This window comes from Variovorax sp. OV084 (assembly GCF_900111625.1).
In the GTDB taxonomy this organism is placed as follows: domain Bacteria; phylum Pseudomonadota; class Gammaproteobacteria; order Burkholderiales; family Burkholderiaceae_C; genus Variovorax.
This window is the reverse complement of record NZ_FOII01000001.1, coordinates 370,616-392,094: the sequence shown is the minus strand read 5'-3', so window position 1 is coordinate 392,094 and position 21,479 is coordinate 370,616. Positions and strand designations below refer to the sequence as shown.

The following is a 21,479-nucleotide window of genomic DNA, read 5'->3' as shown; positions in this document are numbered from 1 at the left end:
AATCGAGGTATTTCTTTCGAAACCAGAAACCTAAGATGTGGTTCATCCCATCCGATCTTTCGATCTTTCACAGGAGTCACTCATGAGCCACATCGCCATCATCGGCGCCACCGGACGCGCCGGCGGCCGCCTTCTGGAAGAAGCCCTGCGCCGCGGCCACACCGTCACGGCCATCGCCCGCAAGGCCACCGACAAGCTGGCAGGCCGCGCAAACGTGAAGGCCGTCGACCTCGACGTGCTCAATGGCGCAGCACTCGAAAAAGCGCTGGCCGGCCACGACGCCGTGTTCAGTGCCGCGCACTTCTCCACGGTGCCGCCCGCGGCCATCATCGAGCCGGTCAAGCGCTCGGGCGTGAAGCGCCTGCTGGTGGTCGGCGGCGCCGGCAGCCTGTTCGCGGCGCCCGGCCTGAAAGTGATCGACACGCCGAACTTCCCCGATGCCTACCGCGCCGAAGCTTCGGCCGGCGGCGTGTTCCTCGACACGCTGCGCAACGAGAAGGAACTCGACTGGACCTTCCTGTCGCCATCCGCCGAGTTCGTCGAAGGCGAGCGCACCGGCAAGTTCCGCCTGGGCAAGGACGACCTGCTGGTAAGCGCCGAAGGCCGCAGCTGGATCACCTTCGAGGACTACGCAATCGCGTTCATCGACGAGCTTGAAAAGCCGGCGCACTCCCGTCAGCGATACACGATCGGCTACTGAAACAAAAAAGGACCCGACGAGGGTCCTTTTTCAATGGGCTGACCGAATCAACGGCCAGTCATGTTCTCCGGCACCACCCACTGGTCGAACTGTTCGGCCGTGAGGTGCCCCGAGGCAATCGCCGCTTCGCGCAGGCTCGTGCCTTCCTTGTGCGCCTTCTTGGCGATGTAGGCCGACTTGTCGTAGCCGATGTGCGTGTTCAGCGCCGTCACCAGCATCAGCGAACGCTGCACCAGCTCCGTGATGCGTTCGCGATTCGGCTCGATGCCCACCGCGCAGTGGTCGTTGAAGCTCACCATGCCGTCGGCCAACAGGCGCACGCTCTGCAGGAAGTTGTGCGCCACCATCGGGCGGAACACGTTCAGCTCGAAGTTGCCCGAGGCGCCACCGATGTTGATGGCCACGTCGTTGCCGAACACCTGCGCGGCCAGCATCGTGACAGCCTCGCTCTGGGTCGGGTTGACCTTGCCCGGCATGATCGACGAGCCCGGTTCGTTCTCGGGAATGCTCAGTTCGCCGATGCCGCTGCGCGGACCACTCGCGAGCCAGCGCACGTCGTTGGCGATCTTGTTCATGCTGGCGGCGAGCGTCTTCAGCGCGCCGTGGGCGTGCACCAGCGCGTCGACGCTGGCCATCGCTTCGAACTTGTTCGGCGCGGTCACGAACGGCAGGCCCGTGAGCTTCGCCAGCTCGGCGGCCACCTGCTCTGCATAGCCCTTGGGCGCGTTCAGCCCGGTGCCGACTGCGGTGCCGCCCAGCGCCAGTTCGCTCAGGTGCGGCAGCGCGGCGCGCACGTGCGCCTCGCCGTGCGCGAGTTGCGCCACGTAGCCCGAGAACTCCTGGCCCAGCGTAAGCGGCGTGGCGTCCTGCAGGTGGGTGCGGCCGATCTTCACGATGTCGGCGAAGTCCTTGGACTTCTGCTCCAGCGTGCCGCGCAGCTTGGCGATGGCCGGCAGCAGCTTGTGCGTGATGGCCTCGACGGCGGCCACGTGCATGGCGGTCGGGAACACGTCGTTGCTCGACTGGCTGCGGTTCACATCGTCGTTGGGGTGCACGAGGCGGCCTTCGCCGCGCTCGCCGCCGAGGATTTCACTGGCGCGATTGGCCAGCACCTCGTTGACGTTCATGTTGGTCTGCGTGCCCGAGCCGGTCTGCCAGACCACCAGCGGGAACTCGCCCGGGTGCTTGCCGGCAATGACTTCGTCGGCGGCCGCCACGATGGCCTTGGTCTTCTTTTCGTCCTGCAGGCCCAGCGCGTGGTTGACCACGGCCGATGCGCGCTTGACCTGCGCCAGCGCCTTGATGATCTCGCGCGGCTGCTGCTCGCCGGAGATGTCGAAGTTCTGCAGCGAGCGCTGCGTTTGCGCGCCCCACAGCTTGTCGGCCGGCACGTCGATCGGTCCGAAGGTGTCGCGCTCGGCACGGGTCTTGGGGGAAGTCGTCATGAGAAAAAGCTCCGCAGGATCATGAAAGGTCGCGCCGCTCGGCGGGCGTGAGCCCGAGTATCGGCCAATAGGAATAGCTCGCATCTGACGGGGCCATTGGCTGGCCGCTGACATCACGATACGCCTCCCGCCTTGACCGCATCATGTCGAAAAGTTATGATCGAAGGCTTCTGACGACCAACAAGTCATGATGAGTTCGGGTTCCCCGCTCTCTTGAACTTGCAGGTCACCCCTTCACTACTCGCGGATCTCCGAATCCCGTCGCGGTGCAAGGTTCTCCCGCCGGGCCCAGCCCGGCAAACCGGCCGGATCTTTTCCGTCCCCATTGCCACGTCACGCTCATCCAGGCGGCGCCCCTCGACCAGGCCCGTTGCCCTGCGAATGAAGCATCCGGCGGGCACTGGCTTCGTCGCCATGTCGTCTTCAGTGCCTGTCGGCAGCCCATCCAATGGGCTGGGGGCGTGGTCGCGTCGCCCTTGCGGGGGTGGCGATCTGTCAACCCCTCACCAAAGGAGCCCCGACGTATGGCCAAAGGAATTCTCATCGACCATGTCTTCAAGGTGTTCGGCGACGAGCCCGAACAAGCCCTGGAGCTGGTCCGGCAAGGTTTTTCCAAGAAGGAAATCCTGGCGCGTACCGGCCAGTCGATCGGCGTGTTCGACGCCACCTTCGAAATCCAGGCCGGAGAAATCTTCGTCATCATGGGTCTCTCGGGTTCGGGCAAGTCGACGCTGGTGCGCCTCTTGAACCGGCTGATCGAACCGACCGCGGGCCGCATCGTGATCGACGGCGCGGACATCAACGAACACTCCGACACCAAGCTGCGCGCGCTGCGCCGCAAGGACATCAGCATGGTGTTCCAGTCGTTCGCGCTGATGCCGCACATGACGGTGCGCGAGAACACCGCCTTCGGCCTCGAACTCTCGGGCACGGGCAAGAAGGAGCGCCTGGCGCAAGCCGACCTCGCGCTCGCGCAGGTGGGGCTGGCGGGCTGGGGCGACAGCTATCCCGACGAGCTCTCGGGCGGCATGCAGCAGCGCGTGGGACTGGCACGGGCGCTGGCCTCGGACCCGTCGATCCTGCTGATGGACGAGGCCTTCTCGGCCCTCGACCCGATCATCCGCACCGAAATGCAGTCGGAGCTGCTGCGGCTGCAGCAGGAGCAGCGCCGCACCATCGTCTTCATCTCGCACGACCTCGACGAAGCCATGCGCATCGGCGACCGCATCGCGATCATGAAGGACGGCCAGGTGATCCAGGTCGGCACGCCCGACGAGATCTTGCGCAGCCCCGCCAACGACTACGTGCGCAGCTTCGTGCGCGGCGTGGACGCGGCAGCCGTGTTCAAGGCGGCGGACATCGCGCGCAAATCGCTCACCGTGGTGTGCGAGCACCCCGAGCGCGGTGCGCGCGCGGCGCTCAAGCTGCTGGAAGACCAGGACCGCGACTTCGCCTACGTGACGAGCCCCAACAAGCGCTTCCTCGGCGTGGTGTCGGCGGACACGCTGCGCGGCGCGCTCGATGGACATTCAGGCCCGCTGGGGCTGCAGCACGCGTTTCTCAACGAGCTGCCGCGCATCGACGCCGAAGCCCCCGTGGCAGGCCTGATCGGCCAGCTCGCGCAGGCGCCGTGCGCGTTGCCGGTGGTGGCGAGCGACGGCCGCTTCTGCGGTGCGATCAGCAAGACGACGCTGCTCAAGTTCCTCGACCGCGACACGCCGCCGATCGAGCCCGTCTTGCCCAACGCTGCCCCTGCTCTCGCCGCCGAGCCGCACTGAATTCACGAAGGACCTGAACGATGAACGACAACACACTTCCTTCCGACCTGAGCACGCCTGCGGCCCCCGCCTTCGTCGATCCGTGGGAGGCGCTCTCGGCCGCGCCCGACACCTCGGCCACCAGCGCCTGGCTCGACGCGCCAGTGAACGCCGCCCACCAACTTGCGGGACAAGCCGACGCCGCCACCAGCGGCTTCCAGCTGCACCGCCTGTGGGACGGCTCCCTGCCCGTCGAATCGTGGATCAACCAGGGCCTCGGCTGGGTGGTCGAGCACTTCCGCCCCTTCTTCCAGACCGTGCGCCTGCCCATCGACAGCACGCTGAACTGGGTGCAGGGCCTGCTCACCGGCCTGCCCACGCTGGCGATGATCGCCCTCATCGGCCTCTTCGCCTGGCAGTTCGCCGGCCGCGCGCTGGCCATCGGCACCACGGTAGCGCTGCTGCTCGTGGCCATGCTCGGCATCTGGCCCGAGGCGATGGTGACGCTGTCGCTGGTGCTGACCTCTCTGGTGTTCTGCATGGTTATCGGCCTGCCGCTGGGCGTGCTGCTGGCAAGCAGCGACCGGGCGCAGCGAATCATGCGGCCGGTGCTCGACGCGATGCAGACCACGCCGGCCTTCGTGTACCTCGTGCCGGTGGTGATGCTGTTCGGCATCGGCAACGTGCCGGGCGTGATCGTGACGATCATCTTCGCGCTGGCGCCGCTGGTGCGCCTGACCAACCTCGGCCTGCGCCAGGTGCGCCCCGACCTCATCGAGGCCGCACGCGCCTACGGCGCTTCGCCCTGGCAGATGCTGGTGAAGGTGCAACTGCCGCTGGCCATGCCGTCGATCATGGCTGGCATCAACCAGGCGCTGATGCTGTCGCTGTCGATGGTCGTCATCGCATCGATGATCGCCGTGGGCGGCCTGGGCCAGATGGTGCTGCGCGGCATCGGCCGGCTCGACATGGGCCTGGCGACCGTTGGCGGGCTGGGCATCGTGCTGTTGGCGATCTCGCTGGACCGGCTGACGCAAGCCATGGGCAAGTCGCGCCGCAGCGCTGGCCGCCGCTGGTGGCACACCGGGCCGGTGGGCTTCGCGCTGCGAGTGCTGCAGCGCCTCGTGGGTTCGCCTTCGCAACCGGGCAACCAGCCGGTTCCCGCCCTGTCCACGCAAGCGCAATAAGCCGCACGGAGGAACACAACGCATGAAGAAAACCAGTTTCATCGCACGCGGCCTGCTGGCCCTCGCCTTCGTGGCCTCGGGCATGGCCGCCCATGCTGCCAACGACCTGCCCGGCAAGGGCGTTACCGTGCAGCCGCTGAAAAGCTCGCTCGCGGAAGAAGCCTTCCAGACGCTGCTGGTGATGCGCGCGCTCGAAAAGCTCGGATACACCGTCGAGCCCATGAAAGACCTGGAGCCCGCCACCGAGCATCTGGCCATTGCCAACGGCGACGCCACTTTCATGGCCAACCACTGGAGCCTGCTGCACGCCGACTTCTACAAGAACAGCGGCGGCGACGCCAAGCTGTGGCGCAAGGGCGTGTACTCGGACGGCGCCGTGCAGGGCTACCTGATCGACCGCAAGACGGCAGAGCAGTACGGCATCACGAACATCGCACAGCTGAAGGACCCTGCCATCGCGAAGCTGTTCGACGCAGACGGCGACGGCAAGGCCGACCTGACTGGCTGCAACCCCGGCTGGGGCTGCGAGCTGGCCATCGAGAACCACCTGACGGCCTATCAGCTGCGCGACACCGTCACGCACAAGCAGGGCAGCTACGCCGCGCTGATGGCCGACACCATCGCCCGCTTCAAGCAGGACAAGCCGGTGCTGTACTACACGTGGACGCCGTACTGGGTGAGCGCCGTGCTGCGCCCGGGCGCTGACGTTGTGTGGCTGCAGGTGCCCTTCTCGTCCTCGCAAGGTTCCTCGCAGGGCGGCAACGTCGACACGCAGCTGCCCAACGGCAAGAACTACGGCTTCCAGGCCAACCAGGAGCAGATCGTCGCCAACCGGGCCTTCGCCGAGAAGAACCCGGCCGCGGCCAAGCTCTTCGAGGTGATGAAGCTGCCGATCGGCGACATCAATGCCCAGAACCTGCGCATGAGCCAGGGCGCCAACACGCAGCAGGACGTGGAGCGGCACACCGACGGGTGGATCCGGGTGCACCGTCCTCTGTTCGACGGCTGGATAGAGCAAGCCCGAGCCGCAGCGCAGTAGGCGCATCGGCTGAGATAATCGGGGGGCGTTTCACACTCCAAAAAAACTCCCCCCACCATGACGACCACGATCCAGCAGGCCGACCTGATCGAATCGATCAGCGCCGCGCTGCAGTACATCAGCTACTACCACCCCGCCGACTACATCGCCCATCTGGCCCGCGCCTACGAGCGCGAGCAGAGCCCCGCGGCCAAGGACGCCATCGCGCAGATCCTGACCAACAGCAAGATGAGCGCCACGGGCCAGCGCCCGATCTGCCAGGACACCGGCATCGTCAACGTGTTCCTCAAGGTGGGCATGGACGTGCGCTGGGGCGGCTTCACCGGCAGCCTCGACGACGCCATCAACGAAGGCGTGCGCCGCGGCTACAACCACCCCGACAACACACTGCGCGCCTCGGTCGTGGCCGACCCGCAGTTCGACCGCAAGAACACCAAGGACAACACGCCCGCGGTGATCTTCACCGAGATCGTTCCCGGCAACACCGTTGAAGTGACGGTCGCGGCCAAGGGCGGCGGCAGCGAGAACAAGAGCAAGCTGGTCATGCTGAACCCCGGCGACAGCGTGGTCGACTGGGTGCTCAAGACCGTGCCCACCATGGGCGCCGGCTGGTGCCCGCCGGGCATGCTGGGCATCGGCATCGGCGGCACGGCCGAGAAGGCTGCGCTGATGGCCAAGGAAAGCCTGATGGACGACCTCGACATGCACGAGCTGCAGGCTAAGAAGAAGTCGGGCGCCGAGCTGAGCAAGGTCGAGGCGCTGCGCATCGAGCTGTACGAGAAGGTCAATGCGCTGGGCATCGGCGCGCAGGGCCTGGGCGGCCTGGCCACCGTGCTCGACGTCAAGATCCAGATGTACCCGACGCATGCGGCGAGCAAGCCCGTTGCGATGATCCCCAACTGCGCGGCCACCCGCCACGCGCACTTCACGATGGACGGCAGCGGCCCTGTCTACCTCGACCCGCCGTCGCTCGACCTGTGGCCCGACGTGAACTGGGCGCCTGACGAGAAGAAGAGCAAGCGCGTCGACCTCGACAAGCTCACGCCCGCCGAAGTGGCAAGCTGGAAGCCGGGCGACACGCTGCTGCTCAACGGCAAGATGCTCACCGGCCGCGACGCCGCGCACAAGCGCATCCAGGACATGCTGGCCAAGGGCGAGAAGCTGCCGGTGGACTTCACCAACCGCGTCATCTATTACGTCGGCCCGGTCGATCCGGTCGGCGACGAAGCCGTGGGCCCCGCCGGTCCGACCACCGCCACGCGCATGGACGGCTTCACCGAAATGATGCTGGCGCAGACCGGCCTGATCGCGATGATCGGCAAGGCCGAGCGCGGCCCGGTTGCCATCGAGGCCATCAAGAAGCACAAGAGTGCCTACCTCATGGCCGTGGGCGGCGCCGCCTACCTCGTGAGCAAGGCCATCAAGACCGCCAAGGTCGTGGGCTTCGAGGACCTGGGCATGGAAGCGATCTATGAATTCGACGTGGTCGACATGCCCGTGACGGTGGCGGTCGATGCCGGCGGCACCAGCGCGCACATCACCGGCCCGGCCGAGTGGCAGAAGCGCATTGCCAGCGGCGAGTTCAAGACCATCATGATGGAAGAAGCTTGAGCGCTGTAGGCGTCTTCGACAGCGGAGTCGGCGGGCTCAGCGTGCTGGCCGCGCTGCGGGCCGAACTGCCGCACGAACGCTTCGTGTACTTCGCCGACACGGCCTATGCGCCGTACGGCGAGCGCGGAGACGCCTATGTGATCGAGCGCTCGCGCACCGTGGTCGAACACCTGCGGCGCGAGCACGGCATCAAGGCGCTCGTGGTGGCCTGCAACACGGCGACCACGGCCGCCATCCATCTGATGCGCGCCGAGAATCCCGACCTGCCGATCGTCGGGCTGGAACCTGGCCTCAAGCCCGCCGTGGCTGCGAGCCGCACGGGGCGCATCTCGGTGATGGCCACGCGCGGCACACTGGCCAGCGCCAAGTACGCCACGCTGCGCGCCTCGTTCGCCGGGTCGGCTGATGTCCGTCCCGTGCCCTGCGACGGGCTCGTGAAGGCCATCGAAGGCTTCGACTCGGCAGGCATCGCGGCACTGTGCGAACGCTACATGGCCGAAGCCGGCCCCTTCGGCGATGCGCCTGGCGAAGTCGACACGGTGGTGCTTGGCTGCACCCACTACCCGCTCGTGAAGGACGAGTTGCGCCGGCATGCGCCGGCCACGCTGCGGTTCATCGACACGGGCGTGCCGGTCGCGCAGCAAACGCGGCGCCTGTTGACAGCGGCGGGCCAGCTCGCGGACAGCGGCAGTGGCGGCCTGCTTCTGCAGAGCAGCGGCGACGTCGCCGTGCTCGAAGCCGCGGCCGCGCGATGGCTCGGACTCCCTTCTGCTGCGGCCACGACCTGACCTGGTCCGAGTCATGCGTCTCCTGCGCCACGCCGCCCTCCTCCTGTGCCTCTCGGCCGCCGGCCTGAGCCACGCGGCCTGCGAGAGTGGCCTTGCCGAACGCATGCACGCCAAGCTGCATCCCAATCGCCCGCTCGACGAGCGGCTCGCGGCCTGCAAGGTCTGGCCGGCCTTTCCCGGACGCAGCATCGTCGTGCTGCCGATGCCGCGCGAAACCACCGACCGGGGCGCCAAGGTCTTCGACCTGGAAATCCTGCTGATCCAGCGCCCCGACAACGGCAACACCGATCGCGACACCGTCATCGGCCGGCTCGTGCAGCCCGAGGCACTCGACGAAGACGCCACCACGTCGATCCAGGACATCCGCATCGACACCTCGCGCTACGTGCTGTCGCCCGAGGCCCGCGCCTTCGGCCTGCGCGTGCGCTACCGGGGCAGCAACGCGCCCGGCAGCCCTCTGGCCAGCGAAACCGTGCGGCTCTACGTGCACCATGGCAAGCAGTTGCGCCAGGTGCTGCAGGAGATCGAGCTCGATCACGACCACGGCGGGTGGGACTCCACTTGCACCGGCCACTTCGAGAAGCTGCGCACCATGCTGTCGGTCGGCAAGGGCAGCAGCAACGGCTTTGCCGATCTGCAGCTGTCGCGCACGCTGCTGCAGAGCCGTGCGCAGGAGCAGGAAGACCAGGGCTGCGTGGAAAAGGCACTGCCCGCGAAGTTCGACACGGTCACGCTGCGCTATGACGGCGAGCGCTTCAAGGCGCCGAAGTCGCTGCAACAACAGACGCCCTGACGGGCGCCTGACCCACGGCCGGTTTTTCACCGAGCCGTCACACTAAGGTAACAGGATGCGCGGTTTAGCCAAAAGAACTACCGCGCACAATGACTTCACCCTCCCAGACCCGCATCCCCTTCAAGCCCCTGTTGCTCGCCAGCGCACTCGCGTTGCTGCTGGGCGCCTGCGGCGGTGGTAACAATTCAGGCGGTTTCAGCGGATTCATTCCGCCCACCAGCACTGCGCCGCCACCGGCCCAGCCGCCCGCCGCGCAGCCGGAGCCCGACCAGCTCGTGTCGAAGGCACGGTTCACGCCCAATGCGGGCACCACCAAGGGATCGTCCGACGCATCGACCGCCATCGCGCTGCCCGACAACGTCATGATCGTGGCGGACGATGAGGCCAACGTGCTGCGCGTCTACCCGCGCGGCGGCGGTGCCGCGGTGAAGGAATGGAGCTACGAGCTCGAAGGCCCGAAGCTGGCCAAGGAGCTCGACCTGGAGGCCGGCACGCGCATCGGAGACACGCTGTACTTCACCGGCTCCAACAGCAACAAGAAGGACGGCGCCGACGCAGCCGCCGACCGCTCGCACCTCTTCGCAGTCAAGGTCAGCGGCACGGGCGCCGCCACCGCCTTCGACTATGTCGGCCAGTTCTCGCTGCTCGAAGCGCAGCTGATCGCCTGGGACACGGGCAACCTCCATGGGCTCGGCGCCAACCGCTTCGGTTTTGCCGTGTCCGCCGCGGCCGGCATCGTGCCCGAGCGCGTCGACGGCTTCTCCATCGAGGGCATGACCAGCGCACCGGGCGACACCGCCCTGTGGCTCGGCTTTCGCGCTCCGCAGACGGGCACTCAAGTACGCGCCAAGGCATTGATCGTGCCGCTGCAGAACTACGCCGCGCTGATGGCGGGCACCACCACGCAAGCCACCTTCGGCGCCCCCATCGAGCTGGAGCTGGGCGGCCGCGGCATCCGCTCCATCGACAAGGGCACCGACGGCAAGTACCTGATCGTCGCTGGCCCGGCTGGCGCCGCCGCGCCCGAGGTGGACCGCAACTTCGCCCTGTTCGCATGGAACGGCAACCCGAACAGCGCGCCGGTGGAACTGTCGAACGACCTCGATGCGCTGCGCAAGGAAACCGGCGGCAGCTTCGAATCCACCGTCGAGGTGCCTGGCCCCGTGACGGCCGGCACGCAGGTGCAACTGCTGCTCGACAACGGCGACACCAAGTGGGACGGCAAGACGGCCTCGAAAGACCTGCCCGCCGTCGACCAGAAATTCGACGGCTTCGTCGTGCGCCTCGGCAAGCCGTGGGTCGACACCGCCGCGCCGAAGCTGCAGAAGTCAATGCCGGCGGCCGGTCGCGTGGGCGTCAACCTCGACACGTCGATCACGCTGTCGTTCAACGAGGCCGTGCGCCTGGGCTCGGGCAGCATCGTGCTGCACAAGGCCGACGGCAGCGTGATCGAGACCTTCCACACCAACAGCCCCGCCGCGCGCCTGCAGGTGGCCTTCAACGTGCTGAAGCTGGTGCCGACGGCCCCGCTCGAGCTGAGCACCGGCTACTACATCACGGTGGATGCCAATGCCATCACCGACGCGGCTGGCAACGCCTTCGCGGGTATTTCCGATGCGACGAAGCTGAGCTTCACGACCACTGCCGGCGCCACACCGCTGGTGGCCGGCGACCTGCTCTTCATGGCAGCCAATGCCGAAGCGCCCGACGCTTATGCCTTCGTACTGCTGAAGGCCGTGAACGGTGGCACGCAAGTGCTGTTCACCGACCGCGACCGCAAGGCGGGCACGACCGAATTCGCCGGCATCACCAACGAAACAGCATTCTTCTGGACTGCGGACCAGAACCTGCCGGCCGGCACCATCGTGACCATCCAGACCGACGTCACCGGCAATCCGATTGCGGACAAGGGCTTCACGCTCGGATCGCCGGGCGGCATCGGCAAATCGGAAACCATCTACGCCATCGCGGGCGGCACCATCGCCGGACTGGGCAACGGCCAGGCGGGACAGATCACCGCTGTCGGCAACCACCTCGCGACCATCACGCTGGGCGGTGCTGCGGGCACCATCCCCGACGCGGTCACGACGGCCGGCACAGGCATCAGCTTCACGGTGCTGCCCGCCAACCAGACCAACGCGATCTACAACGGCTCGCTCGACCGCTCGGACCTGGCAGCCTTTGCTGCCCGCGTGAAGGACCCGGCGAACTGGATCAAGCGCTACGCACCGGAAGTCGGCTATCCGCTGACCAACGACAGCCTGTTCGGCGACAAGCTGCCTTGATTGTTGGCTAGGCACGCAGCGCGGCTTGCCGGCCGCGCTGCATGTCGATCGGCAGCAGCAGCAACAGCCCCGCCACAAACAGCACCGCGGTCGACAAGATCGCGATGCGCTGGTTGCCGCCGGTCATCCATGTGATGGCGCCGAAGCTCAGGGGGCCGACGATGCTCGCCAGCCGTGTCGCGAAAGTCCAGAGCCCGAAGAACTCTGCGAGTTGCTGCGGCGGCGCCAGATAGCCCGTCATGGCGCGACCGGCCGATTGACTCGATCCCATCGAGAGCCCTGCGATGGCGGCCGCCCACCAGAAGCCGCCCTTGGTCGTCACCAGCGCGGCGATCACGCAGACCGCGATCCACGCGACCAGCGTGCAGGCCAGCGAGACCTTGTGGCCGATGCGGTCCTGGATGTAGCCGAAACTGAAAGCGCCAAGCGCAGCCGCGATGTTGAGCACGAAGATCAGCACCATGGTTTCGCTCGCGACGAAGCCGATCACCTGCTCCGCGTAGATCGCCGCAAGCGTGATGGCCACCGCCACGCCGCCCTGGTAGCAGACCGTGCAGGCCAGCAGCCACATGAAGTCGCGATAGGCCCGGGCCTGCCGATATGTGGCGCGGAGTTGCTGCCATGCACCGCCCTGCTCCGCGCGGGCCGCCTGGGGCTTTGCGCGCTCGGGCAGCAACACGAAAGTGACGCAGGCGGCCCCACCGTAGATGACTGCCGTGATCAGCATAGTCACCGGCACGAAATGCGCTGCCGGCAAGCCCTTCGATTGCGACCACAGCACATAGGCCAGGCAGATGCCCAACGCCAGCATGCCGCCGACGTAGCCGAAGGCCCAGCCCCATCCGCTGACCTTGCCCATGCCCTCGGCCGTGGCGAGTTCGGGCAGGAAAGCACCCGTGAGGGACTCGCCGCAGGAATAGAAAGCGTTGGAGACGATCACCAGCGCCATCGCCAGCGCGACGCCGGACGTGCCCGAAAAACCCGGCGTGATGGCAAGCGCCGCTGTCGCGAAGACGCAGCCGATGGTCGCAAAAACGAGCACCCGCTTCTTGGCCGCGCGCAAGTCGGCCCAGGCACCGATGGCGGGCATCGTGAGCATCACGATTGCGTAGGAGGTACTGAGCGCCGCTGTCCACGCGAAGGCGGCCCACGGCGCGCCCTTGGCAATGCCACCCACGAAGTAGGCAGCGAACACGGCTGTTATGACGACCGTGGTGTAGCCCGAATTGGCGAAGTCGTACATCGCCCAGCCGAACACCTCGCGCTTGCGAACGCCCGGGCGCAGCGCGGAGGCGGGAAACAGGGCCATGCGGCCTTGGACCGGGGCGTGGGGTTGCTTAGTGCAGGTGACGCGGACGGCGACCGCCGCCATGGCCACCGCCGCTGCCGCCGCTGCCCGGTCCACCGGTGCCGCGCGGGCGCTTGCCGATTTCGAGCGAGTTCACCAGCGCGTCGAAACGATCGCTGAAGAGGCGGTCGATCTCGGAGACCACGCCACCCAGCTCGGCGCCGTCGAAGTGGCGTTCCATGAGGTTGACGACGTCTTCCACCAGCAGGTCGCGTTGCACCTGCATGATCGCGGCCGGGTTCGGGCCGACGAACAGCATCAGGAAGTCGTCGCGCGATTCTTCTTCGGGGTCGCCCTCTTCCTCGTCGAAGTCGGTGTCGTAGAAGGTGACCTCGATGGCCGCACCGCGTTCGGAGAGCTCGTTCAGGCCCATGCACATCTCGTCGAGCGCCTGGCGGAAATCTTCGTCGCCGGGCACGGTCCAGCACATCTGCAGCGTGTGGTCCTTCTGCTCGAAGCGGATGCCGGGTTCTTCTTCGTAGGTGCTCGTGGCACCGTCGGCCAGCGACTTGGCGCCGGCGTACTTCCAGAGCGGCTTGAGCGCTTCCTGGATCTGGTCGAAGGTGACGTCCGAACGCAGCGGCACGTCGCCGTGCACATGGATCTCAAATGGAGCGTTGTAGCGAGGCATCGAATGCTCCCTTGTAAGTTTGGTACCCGGAACGGGGGTCGAACCCGTATGCCCCGATTAAGGAAGCGGCGGATTTTAAGTCCGATGTGTCTACCAATTTCACCATCCGGGCGTCAGGTTGAACATCGACGATAACCCAAACAAAACAAGCCCCGGCAACGTGGGTTGGCGGGGCTTGGTAGTCGGGGTCGAATCTGGTTGAACCGAGAGAGTGGAGGCGCGACCCGGAGTCGAACCGGGCTAGACGGATTTGCAATCCGTTGCATAACCGCTTTGCTATCGCGCCACGCAGAAATACGAAATCGAACTAGCGAAAAAAAGGGAAGCTGTTGCTTCCCTTTTTCAAAACTGGAGCGGGAAAAGAGTCTCGAACTCTCGACCTCAACCTTGGCAAGGTTGCGCTCTACCAACTGAGCTATTCCCGCGTTTCGAGCCTCGAATTATATACCAGTTTTTCGAGGCTCCACAAGTTTTGCGATCAACCGGTCAGTGCTTGACCGAGCCTTCCGAAGCTGGCGCCCCTGCGCGCTGCTTGGCCAGTTCTGCCACTGCAGCCGCGGATGCAGCCACTTCTTCGTCGGACAGCGGTTCGGGCATTTTCTCGAGAGCGATCTCGAGCACCTTGTCGATCCACTTCACAGGCACGATCTCGAGGCCGTTCTTCACGTTCTCGGGAATCTCCTGCAGGTCCTTGGCGTTCTCTTCCGGAATCAGCACGGTCTTGATGCCGCCGCGCAGCGCGGCCAGCAGCTTTTCCTTCAGGCCGCCGATGGCCGTCACCTCGCCGCGCAGCGTGATCTCGCCGGTCATCGCGACGTCGCTGCGCACGGGAATGCCCGTGAGCGCCGACACGAAGGCCGTCGTCATCGCCGCGCCCGCGCTCGGGCCGTCCTTCGGCGTAGCGCCATCGGGCACGTGGATGTGGATGTCGCGCTTCTCGAACGCCTCGTCCTTGATGCCCAGGCGGCGCGAGCGGCTGCGCACCACCGTGCGCGCGGCCTCGACCGATTCCTTCATCACGTCGCCCAGCGAACCGGTGCGGCTGATCACGCCCTTGCCGGGCATGGTCACGGCTTCGATCGTCAGCAGGTCACCGCCGACTTCGGTCCATGCGAGGCCAACCACCTGGCCGACCTGATTCTGCTTCTCTGCGAGGCCGAAGCTGTACTTGCGCACGCCAAGGAACTCGTTGAGATTCGTGCCGTCGACCGTGACCTTGGGCGTGAACTGCTTGAGCAGCAGGCCCTTCACCACCTTGCGGCAGATCTTGGACAGTTCGCGCTCGAGCGAACGCACACCCGCTTCACGCGTGTAGTAGCGCACGATGTCGCGCACGGCCTCTTCGGTGACGAGGAGTTCTTCTTCCTTGACGCCGTTGTTCTTCAACTGCTTCGGCAGCAGGTACTTGATCGCGATGTGCGTCTTCTCGTCCTCGGTGTAGCCCGAGAGGCGGATGACTTCCATGCGGTCCAGCAGCGCCGGCGGAATGTTCATCGAATTCGAGGTGGCGACGAACATCACGTCGCTCAGGTCGAAGTCGACTTCCACGTAGTGGTCGCCGAAGGTGTGGTTCTGCTCGGGGTCGAGCACTTCGAGCAGCGCGCTCGACGGGTCGCCACGGAAGTCCGTGCCCAGCTTGTCGATTTCGTCGAGCAGGAACAGCGGATTGCGCGTGCCGATCTTGCTCAGGCCCTGCAGCACCTTGCCCGGCAGCGCGCCGATGTAGGTGCGACGGTGGCCGCGGATCTCGGCTTCGTCGCGCATGCCGCCCAGCGCCATGCGGGTGTACTTGCGGCCGGTCGCCTTGGCGATCGACTGCCCGAGCGAAGTCTTGCCCACGCCCGGAGGTCCCACGAGGCACAGGATCGGCGCCTTGACCTTGTCGACGCGTTGCTGCACCGCGAGATATTCGAGGATGCGGTCCTTGACCTTCTCGAGGCCGTAGTGGTCGGCATTGAGCACGGCCTCGGCATTGGCCAGATCGTGCTTGATCTTGGTCTTCTTGCTCCACGGCAGGCCGATGAGCACGTCGATGTAGTTGCGCACCACCGTGGCTTCGGCCGACATGGGCGACATCAGCTTGAGCTTCTTGAGTTCGCCTTCGGCCTTCTTCAGGCCTTCCTTGGACATCTTCGCGAGCTTGATCTTCTTCTCGATCTCCTCGATGTCCGCGCCCTCTTCGCCTTCGCCAAGCTCCTTCTGGATGGCCTTGACCTGCTCGTTGAGGTAGAAGTCACGCTGGTTCTTTTCCATCTGGCGCTTCACGCGGCCACGGATCTTCTTGTCGACGTTGAGGATGTCGACTTCGCGCTCGAGCTGTCCAAACAGGTTCTCCAGGCGCGCCTTGACGTCGTCGAGGTCGAGCACGGCCTGCTTGTTGTCGAGTTTGAGCGGCAGGTGCGCTGCGATGGTGTCCGCAAGGCGGCCCGGATCGTCGATGCTCGAGATCGAGGTCAGGATTTCGGGCGGAATCTTCTTGTTCAGCTTGACGTACTGGTCGAACTGCTGCATCACCGCGCGGCGCAGCGCCTCGACCTCGGTACCCTTCTCGCCGCCTTCGGGCGCCTCGACGGGCGTCACGTTGGCCGAGAAGTGCGTCTCGCCGTCGTCGATGCGGTTCACGCGTGCGCGCTGCTGGCCTTCGACCAGCACCTTCACCGTGCCGTCGGGCAACTTGAGCATCTGCAGGATGGTCGAGACGCAGCCGACCTCGAACATGTCCTCGACCGAGGGCTCATCCTTGGCAGCGGCCTTCTGGGCCACCAGCATGATGCGGCGCTCCGCCTCCATGGCCAGCTCGAGCGCCTTGATGCTCTTGGGGCGACCCACGAAGAGCGGGATCACCATGTGGGGAAACACCACGACGTCGCGCAGCGGCAGCAGCGGCAGGTCGAGGGCTTCGGGAGGCAGAGGGGTATGGCCAGACATGCAGATCCTTCGCGTCTTTGGCTTTAGGCCTTTTTCGCCGCTTCGCGGTACACGAGCAGCGGGGGCTTGTTTTCGTCGATGGTCGATTCCTCGACCACCACCTTGTCGACATTGGTCGCGTTCGGCAATTCGAACATGGTGTCGATCAGCGACTGTTCAAGGATCGAGCGCAAACCGCGTGCACCGGTCTTGCGGGCCAGGGCCTTGCGAGCGATCGCCTTGAGCGCCGCAGGGCGAATCTCGAGGTCCACGCCTTCCATCTGCAGCAGCTTGGTGAACTGCTTCACCACGGCATTCTTGGGCTCGGTCAGGATCTGGACCAGCGCATCCTCGCTGAGTTCCGCGAGCGATGCGACCACGGGCATGCGGCCCACGAGTTCGGGGATCAGGCCGAACTTGATCAGGTCTTCGGGTTCGACTTCGCGGAACACCTCGGTGATGCTACGTTGGGCCTTGCTCTTGACCGCGGCGCCGAAGCCAATGCCCGAGGCCTCGGTGCGGTTTTCGATGACCTTCTCGAGGCCCGCGAACGCACCGCCGCAGATGAACAGGATGTTCGTCGTGTCGATCTGCAGGAAGTCTTGATTCGGGTGCTTGCGCCCGCCTTGCGGCGGCACGCTGGCCATCGTGCCTTCGATGAGCTTCAGCAAGGCCTGCTGCACGCCCTCGCCCGACACGTCACGGGTGATCGAGGGGTTGTCGGACTTGCGCGAGATCTTGTCGATTTCGTCGATGTAGACGATGCCGCGCTGGGCGCGTTCGACCTCGTAGTTGCAGCTCTGCAGCAGCTTCTGGATGATGTTCTCGACGTCCTCGCCCACGTAGCCGGCTTCGGTCAGCGTGGTGGCGTCGGCCATCACGAAAGGCACGTCGAGCATGCGCGCGAGCGTTTGAGCCAGCAGCGTCTTGCCCGAGCCCGTGGGGCCGATCAGCAGGATGTTGCTCTTGCTGAGCTCGACATCGTCGCCCTTGGCCTTTTCCTTGTGGCGCAGGCGCTTGTAGTGGTTGTAGACCGCCACCGACAGCATGCGCTTGGCCGGCTCCTGGCCGATCACGTAGTTGTCGAGGTTGGTCTTGATCTCCAGCGGAGTCGGCAGATCGCTGCGTGCTTCACGCGCTTCTTCGCCCGCCGGGAGCTCGTCGCGGATGATCTCGTTGCAAAGGTCGATGCACTCGTCGCAGATGAAGACCGAAGGGCCCGCGATCAGCTTCTTGACCTCGTGCTGGCTCTTGCCGCAGAACGAGCAATAAAGCGTTTTTTCGCTGGAAGAGCCTTTTTTATCGGCCATGGACTTTTGCCTCGTGACAGGGTGTGCACAATGATAACTAAACAAAAACGGCGTTTCCCGTGTGGAAAACGCCGTTTTTTGCCATTTGGCGCCACCGGCGCCCCGCAGCTTTAACCGCGCTTGGCGACGACCTGGTCCACCAGACCGTATTCCTTGGCCTCGTCAGCCGTGAGGAAATAGTCGCGCTCGGTGTCGGCTTTGACCTTTTCCAGCGGCTGGCCGGTGCGCTCGGCCAGGATGCGATTCATCTGGTCCTTGGTGCGTAGGATGTCGCGCGCATGGATCTCGATGTCGGTCGCCTGGCCGCGTGCGCCGCCCAGCACTTGGTGGATCATGATCTTCGAGTTGGGCAGCGAGAAACGCTTTCCCTTCTCGCCGGCCGCCAGCAGGAAGGCGCCCATGCTGGCCGCAAAACCGAGGCACATGGTCGACACGTCGGGCTTGATGAACTGCATGGTGTCGTAGATCGCCATGCCGGCGCTCACGCTGCCGCCCGGGGAGTTGATGTAGAACGAGATGTCCTTGTCCGGGTTTTCGCTCTCGAGGAACAGCAGCTGGGCCACCACGAGATTGGCCGTCTGGTCGTTGACCTCGCCCACCAGGAAAATGATGCGTTCCTTGAGGAGACGCGAATAGATGTCATAAGACCGCTCGCCGCGGCCCGACTGCTCGATGACCATCGGAACCATGCCGAGGCCTTGAATTTCGTTTGCGATCATGAATTTTCTCTCCGGAAGATGGGATCGTTCACTGCTGTTTGCACTGTACGCCAGAGTGAAATGGGGCTCGTGCCGCAAAGCACAAGCCCCATTGGCGTAGCGGGCGGCGGCGGAAATCAGCCTTGCTGTTGCGCCATCAGTTCGTCGAACGACACCGACTTTTCGTTGACCTTGGCCTTGCCCAGGACGAAATCGGTCACGTTGTTCTCGATGACAACGGCTTCGACTTCGGCCAGGCGGTTGTTGTCGCTGAAGTACCAGCGCACCACGTCGGCCGGCTTTTCGTAGCTGGCGGCCAGTTCGTCGATGTGGGCCTTGATCTGCTCGGGCTTGGCCTGCAGGTTGTTGGCACGCACCAGCTCGGCCACCACGAGGCCCAGGCGCACGCGGCGCTCGGCTTGCGGGCGGAACACTTCGTCGGGGATCGGGGCCTTGTCGGCGTCCTTGATGCCGCGCTGCTTGAGCTCGGCGCGGGCGCCTTCGACCATGCGGTTGACTTCCGACTGCACGCTGGCGTTCGGCAGGTCGAGCTCGGCATTGGCCACCAGGGCGTCCATCACGGCGTTCTTGTTGCGGGCCAGCAGGCGGAACTTCACTTCGCGCTCGAGGTTGCGCTTGATGTCGGCGCGCAGGCCTTCGACCGTGGCTTCGGCGATGCCGAGCGACTTGGCCAGCTGCTCGTTGACTTCGGGCAGGTGCGAGGCTTCGATCTTCTTCAGGGTGACCATGAAGTCGGCTTGCTTGCCGGCCACGTCCTTGCCGTGGTAGTCGGCCGGGAACGACAGCGGGAAGGTGCGGCTGTCGCCAGCCTTCATGCCGCGCACGGCGTCTTCGAATTCCTTGAGCATCTGGCCTTCGCCGACGACGAACTGGAAGTCTTCGGCCTTGCCGCCCTGGAAGGGCTCACCGTCGATCTTGCCTTCGAAGTCGACAGTCACGCGGTCGTCGTCCTGCGCCACGGCGTCTTGCGCGCGCTGGGCGAAGGTGCGGCGTTGCTTGCGCAGGATGTCGAGCGTCTTGTCGATCGCGTCGTCGCCCACTTCGGCCGAGAGCTTCTCGACTTCGGCGCCGGACAGGTCGTTGATCTTGACTTCGGGGAACACTTCGAAGACTGCGTCGAAGGCCAGTTCGCCTTCGGGTGCGTCTTCTTTTTCAGTGATGCGGGGCTGGCCGGCAACGCGCAGCTTGGCTTCGTTGGCGGCTTGCGAGAAGGCCTCGCCGACCTTGTCGTTCATGACTTCGTAGTGCACCGAGTAGCCATAGCGCTGGGCCACGACGTTCATCGGCACCTTGCCGGGACGGAAGCCGTCCATCTTGACGGTGCGCGCGAGCTTCTTGAGGCGCGAATCGACTTCGGACTGAATGGTGCCGACCGGCAGGGTCAGCGTGATCTTGCGTTCGAGCTTCTCGAGAGTTTCAACGTTCACGGTCATGATGTCTTCCTTGTGAGGGGGCTGGTGCGCGGGGCCTGCATCTTTTTATCAATACAGATCAAGGACTTACACGCGCTAGCGGGATTTAAGCGGAGGCACACGCGTGCCGCGCGCAAAACTGGGCAACCCGCGATTCTAATCGGCTGGAGACACCCCTTTTGGCCGGGCCGGGGGTCTGCACGCGGAGATTTCGCCTCCATCGCCTTTACAGTGGCTGCGATTCGCCATTGCCCACAGGAATGCCCATGCCCCTACAGCGACTGTTCGCCGCCCTCGCCTTCACCCTGATCCTCGCATTCGGCATGCCTTCGCCCGCGCTGGCCAAGACAGCGGGCGCGCCGGCGACGAAAGAGCCGACCATCCAGCAGATCTACGAAGCGGCGAACGGCGGCAGGATGGCGGAAGCCGACGCGATGATCGCGAAGGTGCTGAAGAACCATCCCAACAGCGCGAAGGCCCACTACGTTCACGCCGAACTCCTCGCGATGAACGGCAAGCTCGACGACGCCAGGGACGAACTGTCCCAGGCCAAGGAGCTGTCACCGGGCCTCAAGTTCGCGAAGGCCGACTCGGTCGCCAAGCTCGAACGCAAGCTCGAGAAGCCGGCCGAGATCAAGGCCGAGCCACCGCCGCCCGTGCCCAGCCCGGTCGCCGCGCCAGCCGCTTCACCCGAGAAGGCAGATACGGCGTCGTCGTCCGGACCAATCCCCTGGACACCGATCGGCATCGTGGCCCTTTTCATCGTCGCCTACCTCGTCTTCCAGCGGCGCAGGCGCGCCACCACCTTTGATGCGCCTGCCGCCGCTGGCGCGCCACGGTTCTCCAGGCCCACCAGCGATTCGTCGATGGGCTATAGCAGGGCCGACGAAGACCGGGAGTACCCCGCCTCGGCTCCCGCAGCAGCCGGCCAGGGCCCGGGCATCGGTGGAGCGCTGGCGGCCGGGGCCGTGGCAGGTGTCGGCGCGGTGGTCGCGGGCGAAGTGCTGCGCCACCTGCTGAACGACCGCTCCGACGACCACAGGGGCAGCACCGTCAACATCTTCAACAACCACCGCGACAGTCACGGCAACGCCAGCATGGGCCGCAGCCTCTGGCCCTCGTCCGACCCGGAGCCCGAGCAGCAACCCGACCGCAGCTTCGTGGACAACGACTTCGGCATCAAGGACACAAGCTCGTGGGACGATTCGAGCAGCAGCAGTTCCAGTTCCGACAGCAGCAGTGACAGCGGAAGCAGCGACAGCAGTAGCAGCAGCGATTGGTAGAAGGCAGAAAAGAAAAAGCCCCGTTCCTTGCGAAACGGGGCTTTTTCACTGCTCGATAGACGGGCTACATAGCAGGGCTGGTGCGCGGGGCCGGACTCGAACCGGCACGTTCTTGCGAACGTCAGGACCTAAACCTGGTGCGTCTACCAATTTCGCCACCCGCGCAGTGCCAATCTTTCAGGTGAATGCAAAAGCGGACGGTCCCTTTGCACCATGGAAGCCCATGGGCCAAAGACCATCCGCTTGAAATCGGTCAACTTTCGA

At 65.3% G+C, this 21,479-nt stretch carries 16 protein-coding genes and 4 tRNA genes; 9 read left to right on the top strand and 11 right to left on the bottom strand.

Annotation, left to right across the window (positions count from 1 at the left end; all coding sequences use genetic code 11):
* Positions 1-82 precede the first annotated feature (82 nt).
* Complete coding sequence (locus BMW87_RS01940; RefSeq protein ID WP_093073768.1) at positions 83-700, top strand: NAD(P)-dependent oxidoreductase; 618 nt, start codon at positions 83-85, stop codon at positions 698-700.
* Between the two features lie 47 nt (positions 701-747).
* Here the strand turns inward: BMW87_RS01940 and fumC are convergent, their stop codons facing one another.
* Positions 748-2,145, bottom strand: a complete 1,398-nt coding sequence (gene fumC, locus BMW87_RS01935) for a class II fumarate hydratase (RefSeq protein WP_093056465.1) — start codon at positions 2,143-2,145, stop codon at positions 748-750.
* Between the two features lie 524 nt (positions 2,146-2,669).
* Between fumC and proV the strand changes: the two genes are divergently transcribed.
* The 7 genes from proV (at position 2,670) to BMW87_RS01900 (ending at position 11,605) form a co-directional block, all read left to right on the top strand.
* Positions 2,670-3,923 carry a glycine betaine/L-proline ABC transporter ATP-binding protein ProV gene (proV, locus tag BMW87_RS01930; RefSeq protein WP_093073766.1) on the top strand — a complete coding sequence of 418 codons (1,254 nt, stop codon included), beginning with the start codon at positions 2,670-2,672 and terminating at the stop codon, positions 3,921-3,923.
* 20 nt (positions 3,924-3,943) lie between these two features.
* Positions 3,944-5,089: a glycine betaine/L-proline ABC transporter permease ProW gene (gene proW / locus BMW87_RS01925; protein WP_093073764.1), complete on the top strand. Its 1,146-nt coding sequence runs from the start codon at positions 3,944-3,946 to the stop codon at positions 5,087-5,089.
* 22 nt (positions 5,090-5,111) lie between these two features.
* On the top strand, positions 5,112-6,128 hold the full coding sequence (gene proX / locus BMW87_RS01920; RefSeq protein WP_093073762.1) for a glycine betaine/L-proline ABC transporter substrate-binding protein ProX: 1,017 nt from the start codon (positions 5,112-5,114) through the stop codon (positions 6,126-6,128).
* Between the two features lie 57 nt (positions 6,129-6,185).
* Entirely contained in the window at positions 6,186-7,739 is a 1,554-nt protein-coding gene (locus tag BMW87_RS01915; protein WP_093056461.1) for a fumarate hydratase, read from the top strand.
* A complete protein-coding gene (gene murI, locus BMW87_RS01910) occupies positions 7,736-8,527 on the top strand; it encodes a glutamate racemase (RefSeq protein ID WP_093073760.1) in 792 nt (263 codons plus the stop codon). Before BMW87_RS01915 ends, murI begins: the two co-directional genes overlap by 4 nt.
* Positions 8,528-8,540: 13 nt before the next feature.
* Positions 8,541-9,320, top strand: coding sequence for a PA3715 family protein (locus tag BMW87_RS01905; protein WP_093073758.1), 780 nt, complete (start codon positions 8,541-8,543; stop codon positions 9,318-9,320).
* 89 nt (positions 9,321-9,409) lie between these two features.
* Entirely contained in the window at positions 9,410-11,605 is a 2,196-nt protein-coding gene (locus BMW87_RS01900) for an Ig-like domain-containing domain (RefSeq protein ID WP_093073757.1), read from the top strand.
* A gap of 7 nt (positions 11,606-11,612) precedes the next feature.
* Here BMW87_RS01900 and BMW87_RS01895 read toward each other — a convergent pair whose 3' ends face one another.
* From BMW87_RS01895 to tig, 9 genes are all read right to left on the bottom strand, one after another.
* Positions 11,613-12,914, bottom strand: a complete 1,302-nt coding sequence (locus BMW87_RS01895) for an MFS transporter (RefSeq protein ID WP_093073755.1) — start codon at positions 12,912-12,914, stop codon at positions 11,613-11,615.
* 28 nt (positions 12,915-12,942) lie between these two features.
* Positions 12,943-13,584, bottom strand: coding sequence for a DUF6806 family protein (locus BMW87_RS01890; RefSeq protein ID WP_093056456.1), 642 nt, complete (start codon positions 13,582-13,584; stop codon positions 12,943-12,945).
* Positions 13,585-13,604: 20 nt separating this feature from the next.
* A tRNA-Leu gene (locus tag BMW87_RS01885) sits at positions 13,605-13,696 on the bottom strand.
* Positions 13,697-13,796: 100 nt separating this feature from the next.
* Positions 13,797-13,870 (bottom strand) — tRNA-Cys (locus BMW87_RS01880).
* Positions 13,871-13,933: 63 nt separating this feature from the next.
* Positions 13,934-14,009 (bottom strand) — tRNA-Gly (locus BMW87_RS01875).
* Positions 14,010-14,070: 61 nt separating this feature from the next.
* On the bottom strand, positions 14,071-16,512 hold the full coding sequence (gene lon / locus BMW87_RS01870) for an endopeptidase La (RefSeq protein WP_093056455.1): 2,442 nt from the start codon (positions 16,510-16,512) through the stop codon (positions 14,071-14,073).
* A 23-nt stretch (positions 16,513-16,535) separates the two neighbouring features.
* Positions 16,536-17,801, bottom strand: a complete 1,266-nt coding sequence (gene clpX / locus BMW87_RS01865; RefSeq protein ID WP_007829783.1) for an ATP-dependent Clp protease ATP-binding subunit ClpX — start codon at positions 17,799-17,801, stop codon at positions 16,536-16,538.
* Positions 17,802-17,911: 110 nt separating this feature from the next.
* On the bottom strand, positions 17,912-18,520 hold the full coding sequence (clpP, locus tag BMW87_RS01860) for an ATP-dependent Clp endopeptidase proteolytic subunit ClpP (protein WP_093056454.1): 609 nt from the start codon (positions 18,518-18,520) through the stop codon (positions 17,912-17,914).
* 116 nt (positions 18,521-18,636) lie between these two features.
* Positions 18,637-19,953, bottom strand: coding sequence for a trigger factor (gene tig / locus BMW87_RS01855; protein WP_093056453.1), 1,317 nt, complete (start codon positions 19,951-19,953; stop codon positions 18,637-18,639).
* Positions 19,954-20,198: 245 nt separating this feature from the next.
* Here tig and BMW87_RS01850 point away from each other — a divergent pair, with 245 nt between their 5' ends.
* Positions 20,199-21,215 (top strand): tetratricopeptide repeat protein, encoded by a 1,017-nt coding sequence (locus BMW87_RS01850; RefSeq protein ID WP_093073753.1) that lies wholly within the window; start codon positions 20,199-20,201, stop codon positions 21,213-21,215.
* A 78-nt stretch (positions 21,216-21,293) separates the two neighbouring features.
* On the opposite strand, the gene BMW87_RS01845 is transcribed toward BMW87_RS01850, so the two are convergent.
* Positions 21,294-21,380, bottom strand: a tRNA-Leu gene (locus BMW87_RS01845).
* Positions 21,381-21,479 lie beyond the last annotated feature (99 nt).

What these genes read in the sequence shown, in the direction of transcription:
- BMW87_RS01940 (WP_093073768.1), top strand. Translation starts at nt 83, where the DNA reads ATGAGCCACATCGCCATCATCGGCGCCACCGGACGCGCCGGCGGCCGC.
- fumC (WP_093056465.1), bottom strand. Translation starts at nt 2,145, where the DNA reads ATGACGACTTCCCCCAAGACCCGTGCCGAGCGCGACACCTTCGGACCG.
- proV (WP_093073766.1), top strand. Translation starts at nt 2,670, where the DNA reads ATGGCCAAAGGAATTCTCATCGACCATGTCTTCAAGGTGTTCGGCGAC.
- proW (WP_093073764.1), top strand. Translation starts at nt 3,944, where the DNA reads ATGAACGACAACACACTTCCTTCCGACCTGAGCACGCCTGCGGCCCCC.
- proX (WP_093073762.1), top strand. Translation starts at nt 5,112, where the DNA reads ATGAAGAAAACCAGTTTCATCGCACGCGGCCTGCTGGCCCTCGCCTTC.
- BMW87_RS01915 (WP_093056461.1), top strand. Translation starts at nt 6,186, where the DNA reads ATGACGACCACGATCCAGCAGGCCGACCTGATCGAATCGATCAGCGCC.
- BMW87_RS01905 (WP_093073758.1), top strand. Translation starts at nt 8,541, where the DNA reads ATGCGTCTCCTGCGCCACGCCGCCCTCCTCCTGTGCCTCTCGGCCGCC.
- BMW87_RS01900 (WP_093073757.1), top strand. Translation starts at nt 9,410, where the DNA reads ATGACTTCACCCTCCCAGACCCGCATCCCCTTCAAGCCCCTGTTGCTC.
- BMW87_RS01895 (WP_093073755.1), bottom strand. Translation starts at nt 12,914, where the DNA reads ATGGCCCTGTTTCCCGCCTCCGCGCTGCGCCCGGGCGTTCGCAAGCGC.
- BMW87_RS01890 (WP_093056456.1), bottom strand. Translation starts at nt 13,584, where the DNA reads ATGCCTCGCTACAACGCTCCATTTGAGATCCATGTGCACGGCGACGTG.
- lon (WP_093056455.1), bottom strand. Translation starts at nt 16,512, where the DNA reads ATGTCTGGCCATACCCCTCTGCCTCCCGAAGCCCTCGACCTGCCGCTG.
- clpX (WP_007829783.1), bottom strand. Translation starts at nt 17,801, where the DNA reads ATGGCCGATAAAAAAGGCTCTTCCAGCGAAAAAACGCTTTATTGCTCG.
- clpP (WP_093056454.1), bottom strand. Translation starts at nt 18,520, where the DNA reads ATGATCGCAAACGAAATTCAAGGCCTCGGCATGGTTCCGATGGTCATC.
- tig (WP_093056453.1), bottom strand. Translation starts at nt 19,953, where the DNA reads ATGACCGTGAACGTTGAAACTCTCGAGAAGCTCGAACGCAAGATCACG.
- BMW87_RS01850 (WP_093073753.1), top strand. Translation starts at nt 20,199, where the DNA reads ATGCCCCTACAGCGACTGTTCGCCGCCCTCGCCTTCACCCTGATCCTC.